Source organism: Ignavibacteriales bacterium (assembly GCA_020635255.1).
Classification (GTDB): domain Bacteria; phylum Bacteroidota; class Ignavibacteria; order Tepidaquicellales; family Tepidaquicellaceae; genus JAEYVS01.
This window is the reverse complement of sequence record JACKAC010000001.1, coordinates 215,239-230,774: the sequence shown is the minus strand read 5'-3', so window position 1 is coordinate 230,774 and position 15,536 is coordinate 215,239. Positions and strand designations below refer to the sequence as shown.

15 protein-coding genes are annotated in these 15,536 nt (G+C 41.2%); 10 read left to right on the top strand and 5 right to left on the bottom strand.

Annotation, left to right across the window (positions count from 1 at the left end; translation table 11 throughout):
• Positions 1 to 32 precede the first annotated feature (32 nt).
• From H6614_01025 to H6614_01005, 5 genes are all read right to left on the bottom strand, one after another.
• Entirely contained in the window at positions 33 to 2,444 is a 2,412-nt protein-coding gene (locus H6614_01025; GenBank protein MCB9242237.1) for an immune inhibitor A, read from the bottom strand.
• Between the two features lie 74 nt (positions 2,445 to 2,518).
• A complete protein-coding gene (gene prfA, locus H6614_01020; protein ID MCB9242236.1) occupies positions 2,519 to 3,589 on the bottom strand; it encodes a peptide chain release factor 1 in 1,071 nt (356 codons plus the stop codon).
• A 5-nt stretch (positions 3,590 to 3,594) separates the two neighbouring features.
• Positions 3,595 to 3,960, bottom strand: coding sequence for a hypothetical protein (locus tag H6614_01015; GenBank protein MCB9242235.1), 366 nt, complete (start codon positions 3,958 to 3,960; stop codon positions 3,595 to 3,597).
• Between the two features lie 90 nt (positions 3,961 to 4,050).
• Positions 4,051 to 4,404: a hypothetical protein gene (locus tag H6614_01010; GenBank protein MCB9242234.1), complete on the bottom strand. Its 354-nt coding sequence runs from the start codon at positions 4,402 to 4,404 to the stop codon at positions 4,051 to 4,053.
• Positions 4,405 to 4,575: 171 nt separating this feature from the next.
• Positions 4,576 to 4,986 (bottom strand): hypothetical protein, encoded by a 411-nt coding sequence (locus H6614_01005; GenBank protein MCB9242233.1) that lies wholly within the window; start codon positions 4,984 to 4,986, stop codon positions 4,576 to 4,578.
• Positions 4,987 to 5,157: 171 nt separating this feature from the next.
• Between H6614_01005 and H6614_01000 the strand changes: the two genes are divergently transcribed.
• From H6614_01000 to H6614_00955, 10 genes are all read left to right on the top strand, one after another.
• Positions 5,158 to 6,114 carry a hypothetical protein gene (locus tag H6614_01000; protein MCB9242232.1) on the top strand — a complete coding sequence of 319 codons (957 nt, stop codon included), beginning with the start codon at positions 5,158 to 5,160 and terminating at the stop codon, positions 6,112 to 6,114.
• Positions 6,111 to 7,676, top strand: a complete 1,566-nt coding sequence (gene guaA / locus H6614_00995; protein ID MCB9242231.1) for a glutamine-hydrolyzing GMP synthase — start codon at positions 6,111 to 6,113, stop codon at positions 7,674 to 7,676. Before H6614_01000 ends, guaA begins: the two co-directional genes overlap by 4 nt.
• Before the next feature lie 171 nt (positions 7,677 to 7,847).
• Positions 7,848 to 8,114: a hypothetical protein gene (locus H6614_00990; GenBank protein MCB9242230.1), complete on the top strand. Its 267-nt coding sequence runs from the start codon at positions 7,848 to 7,850 to the stop codon at positions 8,112 to 8,114.
• A 76-nt stretch (positions 8,115 to 8,190) separates the two neighbouring features.
• Positions 8,191 to 8,994 carry a LysM peptidoglycan-binding domain-containing protein gene (locus H6614_00985; protein ID MCB9242229.1) on the top strand — a complete coding sequence of 268 codons (804 nt, stop codon included), beginning with the start codon at positions 8,191 to 8,193 and terminating at the stop codon, positions 8,992 to 8,994.
• A gap of 274 nt (positions 8,995 to 9,268) precedes the next feature.
• On the top strand, positions 9,269 to 9,535 hold the full coding sequence (locus H6614_00980) for a hypothetical protein (protein MCB9242228.1): 267 nt from the start codon (positions 9,269 to 9,271) through the stop codon (positions 9,533 to 9,535).
• A gap of 61 nt (positions 9,536 to 9,596) precedes the next feature.
• Positions 9,597 to 10,394 (top strand): LysM peptidoglycan-binding domain-containing protein, encoded by a 798-nt coding sequence (locus H6614_00975; protein MCB9242227.1) that lies wholly within the window; start codon positions 9,597 to 9,599, stop codon positions 10,392 to 10,394.
• Positions 10,395 to 10,518: 124 nt separating this feature from the next.
• Positions 10,519 to 11,490 (top strand): PhoH family protein, encoded by a 972-nt coding sequence (locus H6614_00970; protein ID MCB9242226.1) that lies wholly within the window; start codon positions 10,519 to 10,521, stop codon positions 11,488 to 11,490.
• A 446-nt stretch (positions 11,491 to 11,936) separates the two neighbouring features.
• Positions 11,937 to 13,157 (top strand): hypothetical protein, encoded by a 1,221-nt coding sequence (locus tag H6614_00965; GenBank protein MCB9242225.1) that lies wholly within the window; start codon positions 11,937 to 11,939, stop codon positions 13,155 to 13,157.
• 27 nt (positions 13,158 to 13,184) lie between these two features.
• Positions 13,185 to 14,141 (top strand): hypothetical protein, encoded by a 957-nt coding sequence (locus tag H6614_00960; protein ID MCB9242224.1) that lies wholly within the window; start codon positions 13,185 to 13,187, stop codon positions 14,139 to 14,141.
• 70 nt (positions 14,142 to 14,211) lie between these two features.
• Positions 14,212 to 15,474 (top strand): hypothetical protein, encoded by a 1,263-nt coding sequence (locus H6614_00955; GenBank protein MCB9242223.1) that lies wholly within the window; start codon positions 14,212 to 14,214, stop codon positions 15,472 to 15,474.
• Positions 15,475 to 15,536 lie beyond the last annotated feature (62 nt).

Sequence of the window (15,536 nt, the reverse complement as noted above, 5' to 3'; positions counted from 1 at the left end):
GGATTGCTTTGAAGTCGAAGAAATCTTAAAAACTATTTTACCAGCGTCAATTTTCTTACTTCGCTGAATTGACCTGCGTCTATCCTGTAAAAATATATTCCGCTCGGATATGCCGATGCGTTCCAGTTAAATTCATACCTGCCCGGTGAAAACTCATCATTCACGAGAGTTTCTACCGCTCTTCCAAGTACGTCATATATAACCAGTTTCACGAACGACTGCTTTGGTATGTCGAACTTGATCGTCGTTGACGGGTTAAACGGATTCGGATAGTTTTGATACAGGCTGTATGTCTCCGGTATTACGGACGAATTGCCCACGACTGAAGTAAGTGTATCCCTGTAATCTACTATACGGAAATTATCGAAGTAGAATCCGTCTCCCGGCAGTCCGTTATCCGTATGATGATAAAATCTAACCTTTACTGTTTGTCCTATGTACGGCTGAAGGTTGATCCTCTCACGTACCCAGTACTTTATATCGTTATATGATGGCTGACCGCTGACTGTTGCGGTGAATTTTCCCGCAAGCGTAGTCCATGTCGAACCGTTGTTCGTCGTTATCTGTACCCTCGAATAATCGAAGCCGTCTTCCAGCGCCCACTTAGCATTAAACTCAAGCCACGGTGCATTCACACCCGAAAGCAGAATACCGTTATTCATTGTGAAATAACTGTTCGTATTATCGGCGGAGTTACCGTACCTGGAATCGGCAAATGATTTTGTGCCGTCCCAGAAACTTACGAAAGTCGTGTCGGTTAATGACCCCGTTCCGCTCTTTGTCCAGTTGCCTGTTCCGTTCTCTGCGTTATCCTTGAAAAGCTCTACACCCTTTCCTATAACCACGGAAATTGTGTCTACGGAGGTTTCTACTCCTTCCTGCTTAACAGAGCAAATGAATTTTACCTCATCACCTACGGATGCGGAATTGTTTACGTAAAATTTGAACGGAGCAGTATTTACTTTTTGCTGTCTTGCCTGTATACTGTCATAGTTTACACTTGTAACTACACCCGTTACGTTTGGGTACGTAGTGGAGAGGGTCACATTCACGTTCTTCGAGGTCATCGAAAGTCCCTTATTTCTGAGACCGACCTCGAGCCTTAAAGTATCGTTCTTTAATACATAACCGTTGCCGAGTATTCTGTAATTCTGCATCCTTGCGTATGCTCCCGATACCCATGCGAGATATTTCATCGGTGTCAGGTTCTCTGAACATATAGGTATTATCTCGGATACGTTCGGCCAGAATCCGCTTCCGCCCAGCTCAGGTGTCCATACGTAGGATCCCTGTGAATGCAGGTAGTCGCGCGTTGTACCGCTGGAGTAATAGGAAAGCATTTCAATAACCGTTCCGTAAAGATAATTATTAACGGGTGCAAACTCCGAGCTGAAGTCGGAATATACCTCATAAGATATAGCAGTATCAGTATAGCCGTAAGGATTGAGATATCTGCCTGCAACTGAGTGCATCGAAAATCCTATCTTTGGATGTATACTGTTTGTAAAATCTCTGACCGCTTGTGATTCCGGCTCGGAAAAAGCTGACGGACCTCTGTATGTGTCCGATGAAGGTGTACCGCTTGAGCCGCTGTTCAGTCCCCAACCGTAACCGTAATTCCTGTTAAGGTCCACTCCAAAAGATCCCCCGTTATTCCTTCTGTTCTTTCTCCAGTTTCCGCCTCCGTTAGGATTGGTCGAATGGTTGTATTCGTATCCGTCGGGGTTTACTATGGGTACAAAGAATATTTCCCTGTTATTCACCAGGTAGGTTACTTCCGGGTTTGTGCCGTAGTTTTCGAGAAGGTAATACATATAATAGAGTATTGCCTCCATTGAGATCGGTTCGCGCGCATGGTGAAGCGCGTCGTAATAAACTGGCGCTTCTGTCGATGCTTCGCTTATGTCGGGATTATCCGAGATCTTTACTGCCCAGATAGTTCTTCCCTCCACTGATGTCCCAATATTTATCTTTTGAGAAATAAGCGTAGGATGCTGAAGCCTCATAGAGTCGAGCTTCTGTACCATCTCTGCGTATGTATGAAAACCTCCCATACTGCCGTATGTAAAACTGCTGATGTCATCACTTTGCATTATCTGCCTCGAATTGTTCAGCTCCTGTATGGTCGGCGGTAGTCTGTCTGCGTAATATTGGTCCATGTCAGCGATCGTAACGTCGTAAGGGATGCCCGTTCCCTCCAGACGCTGGAGTTCGTATGAATTTAAAACAAGGTCTATACCTGTTTTAATGTCTCCCTGAAAATGTTCTACTATAATGTCGTTCTGCTCGAGTCTCTGTATGTCGGAGAGTGAGCTGAGATGTATCTTTACTTTAGAATACTTCTCCGGATTACCGGAGTTATTATCAAAAAAGATGTTCCCGGAAAGGAACAAACAAAACAAGATTCCCCCTGAAATAAGTAAAAAAAATCTATTCTTTTTCATTTTAGTTTATTAAGGATTGAGCCTAATTTCCACTAAAGGAATATCAAATACAATGAGAAAAACAATATATTTGCTTATCCGGTTTCAGCCAGGCGGGATGCCCTGTCGGCGGTCTTTAGCTTGTCTATTATCTCGTCCAGGTCGCCCTCCATTACGTCCGTGAGATTATATAGAGTTAGACCTATCCTGTGGTCGGTAAGGCGGTTTTGAGGGAAGTTGTAAGTGCGTATTTTATCACTTCTATCACCGGATTTTACCATTTGCTTCCTTTGTGCAGAGATCTCCTTGTCCCTGTCCTCCAGCTCCTTATCATATAGCCTCGAACGCAGGACCTTCATTGCCTTTTGCCTGTTCTTCAGCTGGGACCTCTCATCCTGGCACTGAACTACTATTCCCGTGGGAATGTGCGTTATGCGGACTGCCGTCTCCACCTTATTAACGTTCTGACCGCCGGCGCCTCCTGCTCGGTAAACGTCTATCTTCAGATCGTTCTCGTTCACCTCCACGTCGAAATCCTCTGCCTCAGGCAGTACTGCCACGGACGCCGCTGATGTGTGGACCCTCCCGCTTGCCTCGGTCTTCGGTACACGCTGTACCCTGTGGACACCGCTTTCATATTTCAGGTCGCCGTAAACTTTCTTACCGCTTACGTTGAGCACCGCTTCCTTGATACCGCCGGGAGTGGATGACTCATTATATTCCATCATCTCTACCTTCCATCCCTTCACCTCAAAGTAACGCGTGTACATCCTTAGCAGGTCTGCCGCGAATAGCGACGCTTCCTCCCCTCCCGTACCCGCTCTTATTTCCAGTATTGCGTTCTTTTCATCAGCAGGATCTACGGGAACAAGCAGGTCTTTTATTTTTTGCTCCAGACGTTCATACTCTGCTTCGAGTTGTAACTGCTCTTCTTTAGCCATCTCCTTGAGCTCGTCATCGTTCGTCTCGTATAAAAGCTTTTTATTCTCTTCGAGATTCTTCTCCACCTTTTGAAATTCATCATAAGCTTCCACTACCTCACCTATACCGGCAAACTCCTTCGACAGTTTTTTAAACTCGTTCTGGTCCTTTATTACTTCAGGATCAGCCAGCATTGCCGATAGCTCGGAATGACGTTCCTTTACTTTTTCAAGCTTTTCAAACATACTAATTAATATATTCCTTTCTGTACTAAATAAGATTTGATGTTCTCATCGTTCAGGTAAACCAGTATGATAATACCGAATATCAAACTCACTGGGTTTCCCGCCAGCACTGTTACTATCTCCATGATAGCCGCAAACTGGATGCTGTTATATGTGCCCGGCTGGTTCAGCGTGTTGAGTTTATTGTATGCTATAAAATCCATCACACAGCTGACGATGCATATTATTGGTATCACAAATAAAAAACATCCTATACCGCATGTGAATAAACCCGTTATCGCGGCATAGATACCCAGCACAAGGGCATAACCTATGTTTACTATAGCCGATACTAGAAAAAATGTTTTAGCTGTACTTAATTGTGAAGGCATATCTGCGTTTTATATTCATAAAAATTTGATTCATAAAAAAAGCAATCCTTCCGAAAAGGAAGGATTGCTTTAATATTAAGCTAAGTAGATCTACTTTACAAGATTGAACTTTTCCCCGAATTGACCAACTAATGGCAGAGGAGTTGCTTTTCCGTTAATAGCGTTTATAATACCCATGATCGCAAGCACAAATGCAAAGAGGTTGATTAGATAAAATACCACTCCGATACAAAACATTGAACCAATTGTGCCCAGGATTACACCTATTACGTTTACAATTACAAGAACTATTGACTGCTCTGTGTGAAACATAACGAATTTATTCTTCCTCGCATCCTCCATCAATAGAGGCACGAAGAAAATAATGTATGCCACAACTGCCATCGTTTTACCGGATTCGATTTCTTCCGGGGTAATGTTTAGGGATCTTGTAGTTTCGGTCATGATTTTTATTTTTTATTTAAAGAATTTATTAACTCGGATAAAAGTTAAAGGTAACTGCGCAAGATCATGCGGCAAACTATATAAAAGAGGAGTGAAAATAATGATCTTTGTATCGAACATACTCACCGGCTAACCGGTTTGTTTTGAAATCGATCTTACTCCAAAAATTTTTTATCTGAAGATCGCTTTTATACTCCCCCAGGTGCTTCTTATTCCGGAAACTTCGTGAATAACCGAGATGCTTTGCGTATAAGACGTGCTACCGCTGTTGTCGATACATTTTAGTCTGTATCTGTAAACGTCCGTGCTTCGCAAATCAACTGAGTTATCCTGATATGAATAAAAAGAATTGTTACCTGTTGCGGAGATTGTTGCGACATAGATAAAATTGTCCGGGGATTCGGCGCTTCGTTCCAGCTCAAACTTAACGGTGTTGTTCTCTTCCATTGTCTTCCACTCGACTAGGATTCCTTCACTGTTAGATTTTGCTGTAAAGTATTGGAGTGTTACTGCACCAAATGCGATCGCCGTTAGTGCAAAACTTATCACCAAAATTTTTGTAACCAGTAAATATTTTTTCATGACCCTTTTTGACTATCTATGAGTAAATATAAATCCATTATTAACTATATTCAAGTATTTTACTTATAAATTGTAAGTATTTACAGTGTCTTTATAAATCCATAAAGTAGTACCTAAATACTATTTATAAAGGAATTTATCTTTGGAAGAAAATTTCGTATTTTCCGTATCATGAGCACACCAGACCCTAAATTCTTTATTGGCGTTGATTCCGGGGGCACAAAATGCGAAATCTTAATAGCCGATTCTTCTAAAAAACCCATAATAAAGAAGGCGTTTAAAGCTTTTCACTATTCGGTCTGCAATGCGGAGATCGTCGCCCAAAAGATCTCCGAATACATAAACTCACTCCTCCACTATAAAGAACTCTCCCTGAAAAATTGTATCGGGATTTGCATCGGGCTCGCCGGCGCCCGCGAGGCCACCGACCGCGCCAAACTCCGCAAATCCTTCTCCCGCACTCTAAAATTCCGCCACATCGCGGTGGAAACTGATACTTTAACGGGGATTTACGGAGCATTCGAGGGGGGGGAGGGAATAATACTGATAAGCGGGACGGGGTCGGTGCTGTACGCAATAAATGAAGGCGACATGGTAAGAATCGGGGGCTGGGGCAGGATAATTGGGGATCCTGGAAGCGGGTACTGGCTGGGGCAGAGAGGCTTGCAGGTGGTGGTGGACGAGTATGATCTGGATGTGGGGAAGGAGGAAGTGCAGGAGTATTCAATGATCACGCGGGAGGCTGACAGGCGGTTTCATATAACGAAGATGAGCATACTGGATAAAGTTTTTCACCAGGATTTCGAGATACAAAAGCTCGCCCCAATGATAATAGAGTGCGCGGAAGCGAAGGACAAAAAAGCCCTGGCGATAGTGGATGAAGCGGTGGAAAAGCTGGTGAAACACATCGCCCTTTTCTTTAAGCTGACGCGGAGGCGGAAGCCGATAGAACTGGCATTTATAGGCAGTATAATAGAGAACGACAACATACTTTCCAAAAGGCTAAAGAAACAAATCAAGAAAGAGTTTAAAAACGTCAAAGTAGTAGTCAAAAGAAAACCTCCGGTTTACGGAGCGGTACTGCTGGCAGAAAAATTTTTCGCAAAAAACCATCAACAGAAAGCTTGAAAAAAACCGACCTCATCCTAATACTCGATTTCGGATCACAGTTTACACAGCTGATCGCGCGTAGAACAAGAGAGTTTAAGGTGTATTCCGAGATACATCCATACAACCTTAACATATCAAAGTATATAAAAGACAACCCGGGATACAATCTCAAAGGAGTCATACTTTCGGGAGGTCCGTCCAGCGTACTGGATAAAAAGTCACCAAGGATCAAGAAGAAAGACATTGACCTTTTAATAGAGAAAGGCATCCCTGTAATGGGCGTTTGTTACGGACTGCAGTTACTCGCTTATTACTACGGGGGAAAGATACATAAATCAAGAAACCGCGAGTATGGTCATACAAAGATTAAGATACTTTCGCCGGGAAAATTATTCAAATCTACGCCAAGGAAACTGGTGGTGTGGATGAGCCATGGCGATTCGGTGGACAGCATGCCAAAAGAATTCAAAATTACCTCAAAAAGCCAGAGCGGTGTCATAAGCGGATTCGAAAACGACAAGCTAAAGCTATACGCAGTACAATTCCATTCCGAGGTAAACCATACCGAATGCGGGGAAACGATACTACGAAATTTTGTATTCGGGGTGTGCAAGGTAACGAACTTATTCAAACCCGCGTCATTTATAGAGACCACAGTAAAAGAAATAAAAGAAAAGGCGGGAAAGTCAAAGGCTATATGCGCTCTCAGCGGGGGTGTGGATTCATCGGTTGCGGCGGTTCTGGTAGATAAAGCCCTAGGGAAGAACCTTATCTGTATTCATATAGATAACGGGCTGATGAGAAAGGATGAGAGCAAAAAGATAATAGCGATGTTTAAGAAACATTTTCATCTGAATGTAAATCTCGTCGACGCATCGGGGCTATTCCTCAAAAGATTGAAAGGAGTATTCGACCCGGAGAAAAAGAGAAAGATAATCGGCAACACATTTATAGAAGTATTCGAGAAAGAGGCGAAGAAGTATAAGAACGTAGACTTTCTCGTACAGGGTACGCTTTATCCGGATGTGATAGAATCGATTTCATTCAAAGGTCCCTCGGCAACTATAAAGACGCATCACAACGTTGGCGGACTACCGGAGAAGATGCACCTTAAACTCATCGAGCCATTCAGAGAACTATTCAAAGATGAAGTGAGGGTGATAGGAACAAAGCTCGGCATTCCGAAAAGTTTTATCGGACGGCATCCTTTTCCCGGTCCGGGTCTCGCTATAAGAGTATTGAGCGACGTAACAAAAGAGAAGCTCGATATATTAAGAGAGGTAGATGAGATCTACATAAACGAGCTGAGAATCAGCAAACTATATGACGAAATCTGGCAGGCATTTGCCGTACTTCTTCCGATACAGACAGTCGGTGTCATGGGAGATGAGAGAAGCTATGAGAACGTGGTTGGTCTCAGAGCGGTAACTTCCAAGGATGGAATGACAGCAGATTTTTATCATTTCGATAAAGAGTTTATGTCGCGGGTCTCGAGCAAGATAATAAACCAGATAAAGGGAGTAAACCGCGTAGTATATGACATAAGCTCCAAACCCCCCGCAACAATAGAATGGGAATAATCATGTCTCATTTTATACACACTTCTACATAAACTATAGTAAATATAGTATTTCTAACTGTCTACTTTTTTAGAATTCGTATTGAAATTCAAACCCATTACCGCTATATTGATAAAGTCATAACATTAAAAAAGTTTTCCAAAAAGCCAAAATTTTCGGAGGTACTAAAACATGGCAAAAAGCAAAAATCTGTTTCTAAGTTTACTGATAGCTGCTTTCATATCCGGCACAGCATTATTGACCGGTTGCGGCGGCGGAGTAAGCGAAGAGCAAATGCAACAGCTCAATGACCTTAGGGCTGAAGTTGAGTCTTTACAGTCTCAAGTCAATGCAAAGCAAGATGAAAAGTCTCAATTAGAGAGACAAATCGCTGACAAAGACGCAAAGATAAAGCAATATCTTAATGATATCGCAGCAGTACAAAAAAGGTGTCCGTAATCTTTGCTTATTTGAGAAGCATTTTTAAAGAGTTTAAAATTTTAAAAAAAATTTAAAAAATTTTAGGAGAATTTTTATGAAATTCTATAAACTAGCAATATTGTTTTTAGCTTTCTCCTTGACGACTTCAGTTTCATCAGTGCTTGCACAGGACGACGACGATGATGATGACGATATGGAAGAAATGGATGAGGAAGAGTGGCAAAGACAAATGGATGAACTGACCACAAGGAAGAACGATCTAATGAGCCAATTAAACTCATTAAACACGGACGTCGATGCCCTTAAGAAAATGAACAAGGACAAAGACGGTGAGTTAGAAAAAGCAGAGAACGATCTATACGCTTCAGTAGGCGCTACAAAGTCACAAGTAGCTGACTACAGAAGGAAGTTCGAAGCTCTTGAAAAGAAGATCAACAGCAAATCAGGATCAAAAGAAGATGCTGAAAAAGAATTCGCTGAGATCGAAGCTTCAAAGATCAGATGCTTACCCGAATTCTGGGACAGGTATCAAGCAATGAAGAAGAAACTTGCCGACTGGGGCGGAGCTTCAACATACACAGTTGTAAAAGGTGACTGCCTATCAAAGATCGCAGGCATGAAGAACATCTATGACAACTGGAAACTATGGCCTGCACTTTGGGAAGCCAACAAGAATGGAGTAGTAAGCGCACCAGCAAGAACTCCAAAGACTATCCCGAATCCAAACTTAATTTATCCGGGTCAAGTTCTTAAAGTTCCTTCTCTAACACAACAAATGAGAGACGATGCAATGAAGAACAGCGACAGCTGGAGAAAATACAGAAGAGGACGCACGAAAATGAGAATGATGAAGCCAAAGACAACAACAAACGACATGAAGAAGGACGAAAAGAAATAATAAAAAGTCCAAAGAAATTCATAGCCCGCTGTAAAGCAATTTGCAGCGGGTTTTTTATTACCCTCCGGTAATAAACTGCATTTTCAGCGTTTTTTTGGGGGGTGTTTTCTCAAAAATCGGAATCGCTTGCTTACTTACGGAAAATTCTGGATTTAAAGTGTCCACTTTTTTAGAATAAGACTTGATTTTAGCAAATTACAGACGTATTTTTGTAGTAAATTGATTTTTAATTAACAACTTTTCAAAAACCGCCAAAAAATACGGAGGTATTCAAATGGCAAAAAGCAAGAATCTGTTTCTTACCTTACTGATAGCTGCTTTCATATCCGGTACAGCATTCCTAACCGGTTGTGGTGGTGGAGTAAGTGAAGAGCAAATGCAGCAGCTCAATGACCTTAGGGCTGAAGTTGAGTCTTTACAGTCTCAAGTCAATGCAAAGCAAGATGAAAAGTCTCAATTAGAGAGACAAATCGCTGACAAGGACGCAAAGATAAAGCAATATCTTAATGATATCGCAGCAGTACAAAAAAGGTGTCCGTAAATCAGTGACGAGAGTTTAAAATTAAAAACAAATTAAAATCTTAAAAGGAGATTTAAGAAAAATGAAATTCTATAAACTAGCAATATTGTTTTTAGCTTTCTCCTTGACGACTTCAGTTTCATCAGTGCTTGCACAGGACGACGACGATGATGATGATGATGGTATGGAAGAAATGGACGAAGAAGAGTGGCAAAGACAAATGGATGAACTGACCACAAGGAAGAACGATTTAATGAGCCAATTAAACTCATTAAATTCAGACGTTGATGCTCTTAAGCAAATGAATAAGAACAAAGACGGCGAATTAGAAAAAGCAGAGAACGATCTATACGCTTCAGTAGGCGCTACAAAGTCACAAGTAGCTGACTACAGAAGGAAGTTCGAAGCTCTTGAAAAGAAGATCAACAGCAAATCAGGATCAAAAGAAGATGCTGAAAAAGAATTCGCTGAGATCGAAGCTTCAAAGATCAGATGCTTACCAGAATTCTGGGACAGGTATCAAGCAATGAAGAAGAAACTTGCTGACTGGAACGTAGGTCCTTCCGGTTACACAGTAGTAAAAGGTGACTGCCTCTGGAAAATTGCCGGTATGAAGCAACACTATGGCAACCCAAGACTATGGCCTGCAATCTGGGAAGCTAACAGAGACGGTGTAGTAAGCGCTCCTGCAAGGACACCTAAGACTATCCCGAATCCGAACTTAATCTATCCGGGTCAAGTACTTAGAATCCCAACAATGACTGAAGAGCTTAAGAAAAAGACTCTCAGCACCAGCTGGAGAAAGTACTACAAGCCTAAAACAAGAATGAAAAAGACTACTACTCCAAAAGACGATATGAAGAAAGACGAGAAGAAGTAATCTTGTCTTATCTTCTTTTGAGTATATTCTATCAATAGATGTAAAGCCCGCCAGGTCACATTACGGCGGGCTTTTTATTTTCGATAAACATACTTATATTTAATAAACTCATTTTACTTTATATTTGGATACATCAGAAAAGACCATTCCTCTAACAGGTATCGACCTATTAAACTTCACCGGACTTAACGACGAAAAGCTAAACCTTCTCAAAGATTACTTTGACTCAGTGGTCGTATTGAGAGGCGATAACGTCATTTTAAAAGGCGACGAGAAGGAGCTGGAAACAATAGAGAAGGTAATAAACGAGCTTATCTTCCTTCAGAAGAGGCAGGGATCCATCTCGGTGGATGACGTGAAGCTGGTACTGGACCTCGTAGATCAAAAGGACGGAGATAAACCGGGCAAGAGCCTTCCTAAAAGCGAAGAGATAAGCAACATAATCCTATTCCGTAAGGATGACTATATAAAGCCCCGTACGAAGACACAGATAGAGTACGCCCAGAAGGTCAAGGAAAACGACATAGTATTCGCAATAGGTCCAGCCGGTACGGGAAAGACATACCTTGCGGTTGCCTTTGCGGTAGCGGAGCTAAAGAATAAGACGGTAAAGAAGATAGTTCTCACACGTCCAGCTGTGGAAGCGGGTGAGAGCCTGGGGTTTCTGCCGGGAGATCTTTCGGAGAAGGTCGATCCATACCTGAGACCTCTATATGATGCCCTGGATGAGATGCTTCCATTCGAGAAACTGAAGAGTTACCTGGAGAGAAACATAGTAGAAGTCATTCCGCTGGCCTACATGCGCGGAAGGACACTTAATAATGCTTTCGTAATACTGGACGAAGCGCAGAACACATCCGACACTCAGATGAAGATGTTCCTGACCAGACTGGGAGCAAATTCAAAAGCCATCGTAACAGGGGATGTCACACAGATAGACCTTCCTAAAAAGGATATATCGGGATTAGTTCAGATACAGGAAGTTTTGAAAGATATCGAAGGGATATCGTTTGTGAGATTTGAGAAGTCCGACGTAGTAAGACACCGTTTGGTGAAAGATATAATAGAAGCATACGAAAAATACCAATCACGCTAGTAAGTTAATCCGAAATTCCAGCCTTAAAAACCACACCCCTAATTTTTTTGAAAAAAATAAATTTTAATCTTGACAATTAAAATGGAAGTTATTAGATTGGGAACATAGCTAATCAACTTATATTTGGGCTATATCTAAGTAAGATTACTTTTTTCCAAAGTTCTTTGATTTTAAGCAATGAAGCTAATTTTGTGTCAGGAAGTTCCATAAAATCAGCTAAAAAAAGAATCCAATCTGTTTTGGTTTTAAGCTTTGAATTAGTTAATATAGGATTTTAGCCAAAGGGGTATAAAAGGCTATGAAAATACGAAAGTAAGTGATTCGGGTTTAAAAGACAGACTTCTATTTATTGGCAAACTTTAGTTTGCGATTGGAGGATTAAATTAATAACTTCAAAAAAATTTTAAAAAATATTTAGTTTTTATTAACCTAAACATTATACCAGGATGTCGGAAAACTTAAGCACAAACAATCCGGAACAAAAATCCGCAGAAGATTTTTACACGCCGGAATACAGCAACATTGAGGAAAAAATATCTCGCCTGCGTGATGCAGACACTGAACTTTCCGAAATCAGAAATTTTGTCATTGATAGAAAGATCAAGCAAATCGAAAACGAAGGCTTTTCAACATTATTCAAAGCAGCGCTTCCTTCTTTTATACTTCTTATACTGTCCTTCTTTGTAGATATTGCTTACGTTCCGTTTATAGGAAAAGTGGCAAACCAATTTGCATCAATGCTTTTCCCGGGAACAGAGATACTAAACCAGGGTGTCGAACCAATACAATTTTGGTGGTTACCATTAGTAGCCTACCTAATTTTCTTATTCTGCGCATTCCTATCAAACAATTCATTAAAGAAAGAGATCGCATTACGAGGTGTTTCCGAGGGAAGTATCTCGAGGATCATAGACAGGTACAGCGGTATAGTAGACGCTATCGGTACAGCGCTTCCTCTACTTGGTGCGGCTATCCTGCTCGTTTCTATTAAAGAAGGACCGACGATATTCTTAGGCTTTTCAGTACCTTTCGAGGTAAAGTCAATCGTGGTACTTGCTATGGCGAAGCTGTTTGATTCAGTATTCAGCTCGCAGGCATTGAAGTTCCAGGAGATCGCAGTAGAAATAAATAAGATAGAAGAAGAGTATTATTTTGAGAAAGAGGAATCGACAAGACTTGCAACACTTGCAGAATTAAAGGAACTACGTGAATCATCAGCAATGGGTAACGGAGGCACAGCACACGCTATTCCTCAAATAACCCGCGAACAGCTCGAAGAAATAAGGTCAGTAGTAAAGAGCACATCAGAAGTAAACGATCAATTTGCAAAGAACATTGCAAATCTGAATGCAACGGTATCTCAATTAAACCAGACAAATATCCTTAATCCGCAAACAATGAGCGACTTCGATAAGATCGGGGACAGCCTTGGAAAGGTAACGGATATACTTCAGAGATCGACCGAGTATTCGGAAAAACTACAAACAAACATGAGCTCCGTAAAGACAATAGTATCGGAGATCAATAATATAAACTTACCGGATGAGAAGGTATTGAAAGAACTTCAGATAACAGCTCACTTCCTGAGTGAGACTATGAATAACATGAAAGATTCGTCAGCCACAAAGAGTTTAGAAAACTTAGTGTACCTGGCTGGCAAGAGGTAGATTAAATAAAATTTAAATTACATAGCCATGTCATCAGAAAGAGGCAGTAGTAAAGACGTAAAATTCGTAATATACCAGGTACTCTATATATTCGTAGTCTGCGTTATCGCTCTAAAGGGAGCAAGTCTCGACCTTTCCGAGGTTATCAAAAAGGAAAACGTGGTCGAGAAACAATATGCAGACTCATTAAAAACTTTTATCGATTCACTTCTTGCACTTGGATTAGTACCTGAGATCAATTTCGATACAACGAAAAAATTCAGCAACCCTGAGGAAATGAAGCAAAGGCTTCAGGAAATGCAGCAACAGTTATTAGTATTCAAGCAAAACAATCCGACACTTACAGTCAGCACTACATCGCCGAATATTAATGTAACGCAGACAACTCCTCAGATAGAGCAAAAGGAGCAAAATCCCGAGCTTGAGACTGAAATAAAAGAAGTACAGCCACTGAAGGTACAGCAATTGACGCAGTTTACTCAAAACACTGTACAGAACAGAGGCAACCTGGCACTTGAAATAATAGGAAGCGACGGAAAAACGCTTGCATCGATCCCTCCCGGCGGAAGCCAGACATTTACAATGGGTGGTCAAAGCAGTGTAACATTTAAGCAGGGTGAGCAAAGTAAAACGGTAAGTACAAAAGAAAATCAGAAACCGAGCATTAAGCTCACAAGGCTCGTACCGGCTGGTGAAGATGTATCGGTAAGAAGAATACAAAGTACAACAGGATACCGCGTAGAAATAAACGACGATTTCCCCGGTCAACTGGACGTCAATTTCTCAGGTCCTGTAACGGTAAAACAAGCAGGCGAAATGACCTATGACATTACGCTGAATTTCTTAAGATCAGAAACTCAGTTTGACAATTACACAGACGGTAAAGATTCACCATACACAGTTGGATTCCAGATCTCTGTAAAGGACAGGATAGCAGGTCACAGCTTAACTCAATCAGGTATATTCCAGTTTGGAACCTGGTAACATTAAATATTAAATTTTTTCCGGTAATATAAAGAAGAATTAAATTCATTAACCATACTGAAAAAGAAAAATGTTTAAAAAAATTATTTCAACCTTTGCTGTACTTGCTGCACTCCTGGTCACTTTTACTTCCGTAGTGCATGCTCAGTCAGAGAGAGATGACGATCCGAGGACATGGAAATACTTCCGCGTCTTTGCAAGAGCTCAGGATGATAGCGTATTCGTAAAGCTACAGGACGACCTCTTGATCGATCCCAAACTGGAAACATACGTAATTACAGTAAACATTCAGGATCCAGAGCCGCTAAACCAATACATAGTATTAGGTGACGAGGCATCTCCTGACGCTCAGCGATATGCGTGGTCACAGCTTTCCGAAGATGTACAAAACTCGCTTATTGCATGGACAGGGACAAACAAAGAAAACCTCAATCAGAAAAAATTAACCTATGCATCGGTATTTACAGATGTAATTTCCAAGATCAAAGTAAAAGAATTGATCGCACCTCCGCAAAAGCTGAGGGAGATCAAGAATACAACCTCCTATATAAATCCATACTTACAGATATTTGGAGGTGAGCCTCTTGGAATTCCACTAAAGGGATCATTTGGTTTTTCATTCTCGACAGGTACTCCTTATTCCGGTCCGCTGGAAAGTGAAGTTGTCTCCGGATACTTCCACTTACTTGGAGCAAAGATAGGTGTTAACACAAGAATAAAAGAGTTTACAAGAAGCAGGGAATCCAGAGATTCAGTTGTAGAATCAGGATCTAATTCCGTAAGTTTTGCGAATTACAATAACATGTTCTATCCAAATCTGGGTATAGAGGCGTCATATGTAATTCCATTCGGTAACTTCTTCGAAGTTGGTTTTTACAGCACGATCGATACAGGTAAATACGATCCTCCGATCCAGGTTCCAAACGAAGAAAGTTTTGCTTCAGGTGATACTACCTATATGCCAAACCTAGTTGTAAACGGAAGTTATTTTAACTGGGAATTCAGATATCCGTTTAGGACCTTTGGTTCAACAAGGGCAAAAGTTTACGTTGCAAGATATTTAGGTGAAACACACGTTGGTTACAGCGGTAGAGAGTTAAGGCTTGCAGGTTCTATATTTGACCTAAGAATGGACTTCCTTGTTGCAGGTGAAAGAAATTTCCAGGTATTGTTTGAGACATTGATATCCGGTATAGGCGAAGGTTTCGCATTTACTGGTTTTGCATTCGGACCTTCTATCAGGTTAGGTAAGACAAATACCGGAGGTTTCGGCGCACTGACGATACTTGTTAACGCAAGGTTTAAGATCGGTGACTACTTCGATGAAAAATAAAAGAGTATTATATACCTTAATAAAAAAACCGGGTTTATGCCCGGTTTTTTTATGCCTTATTT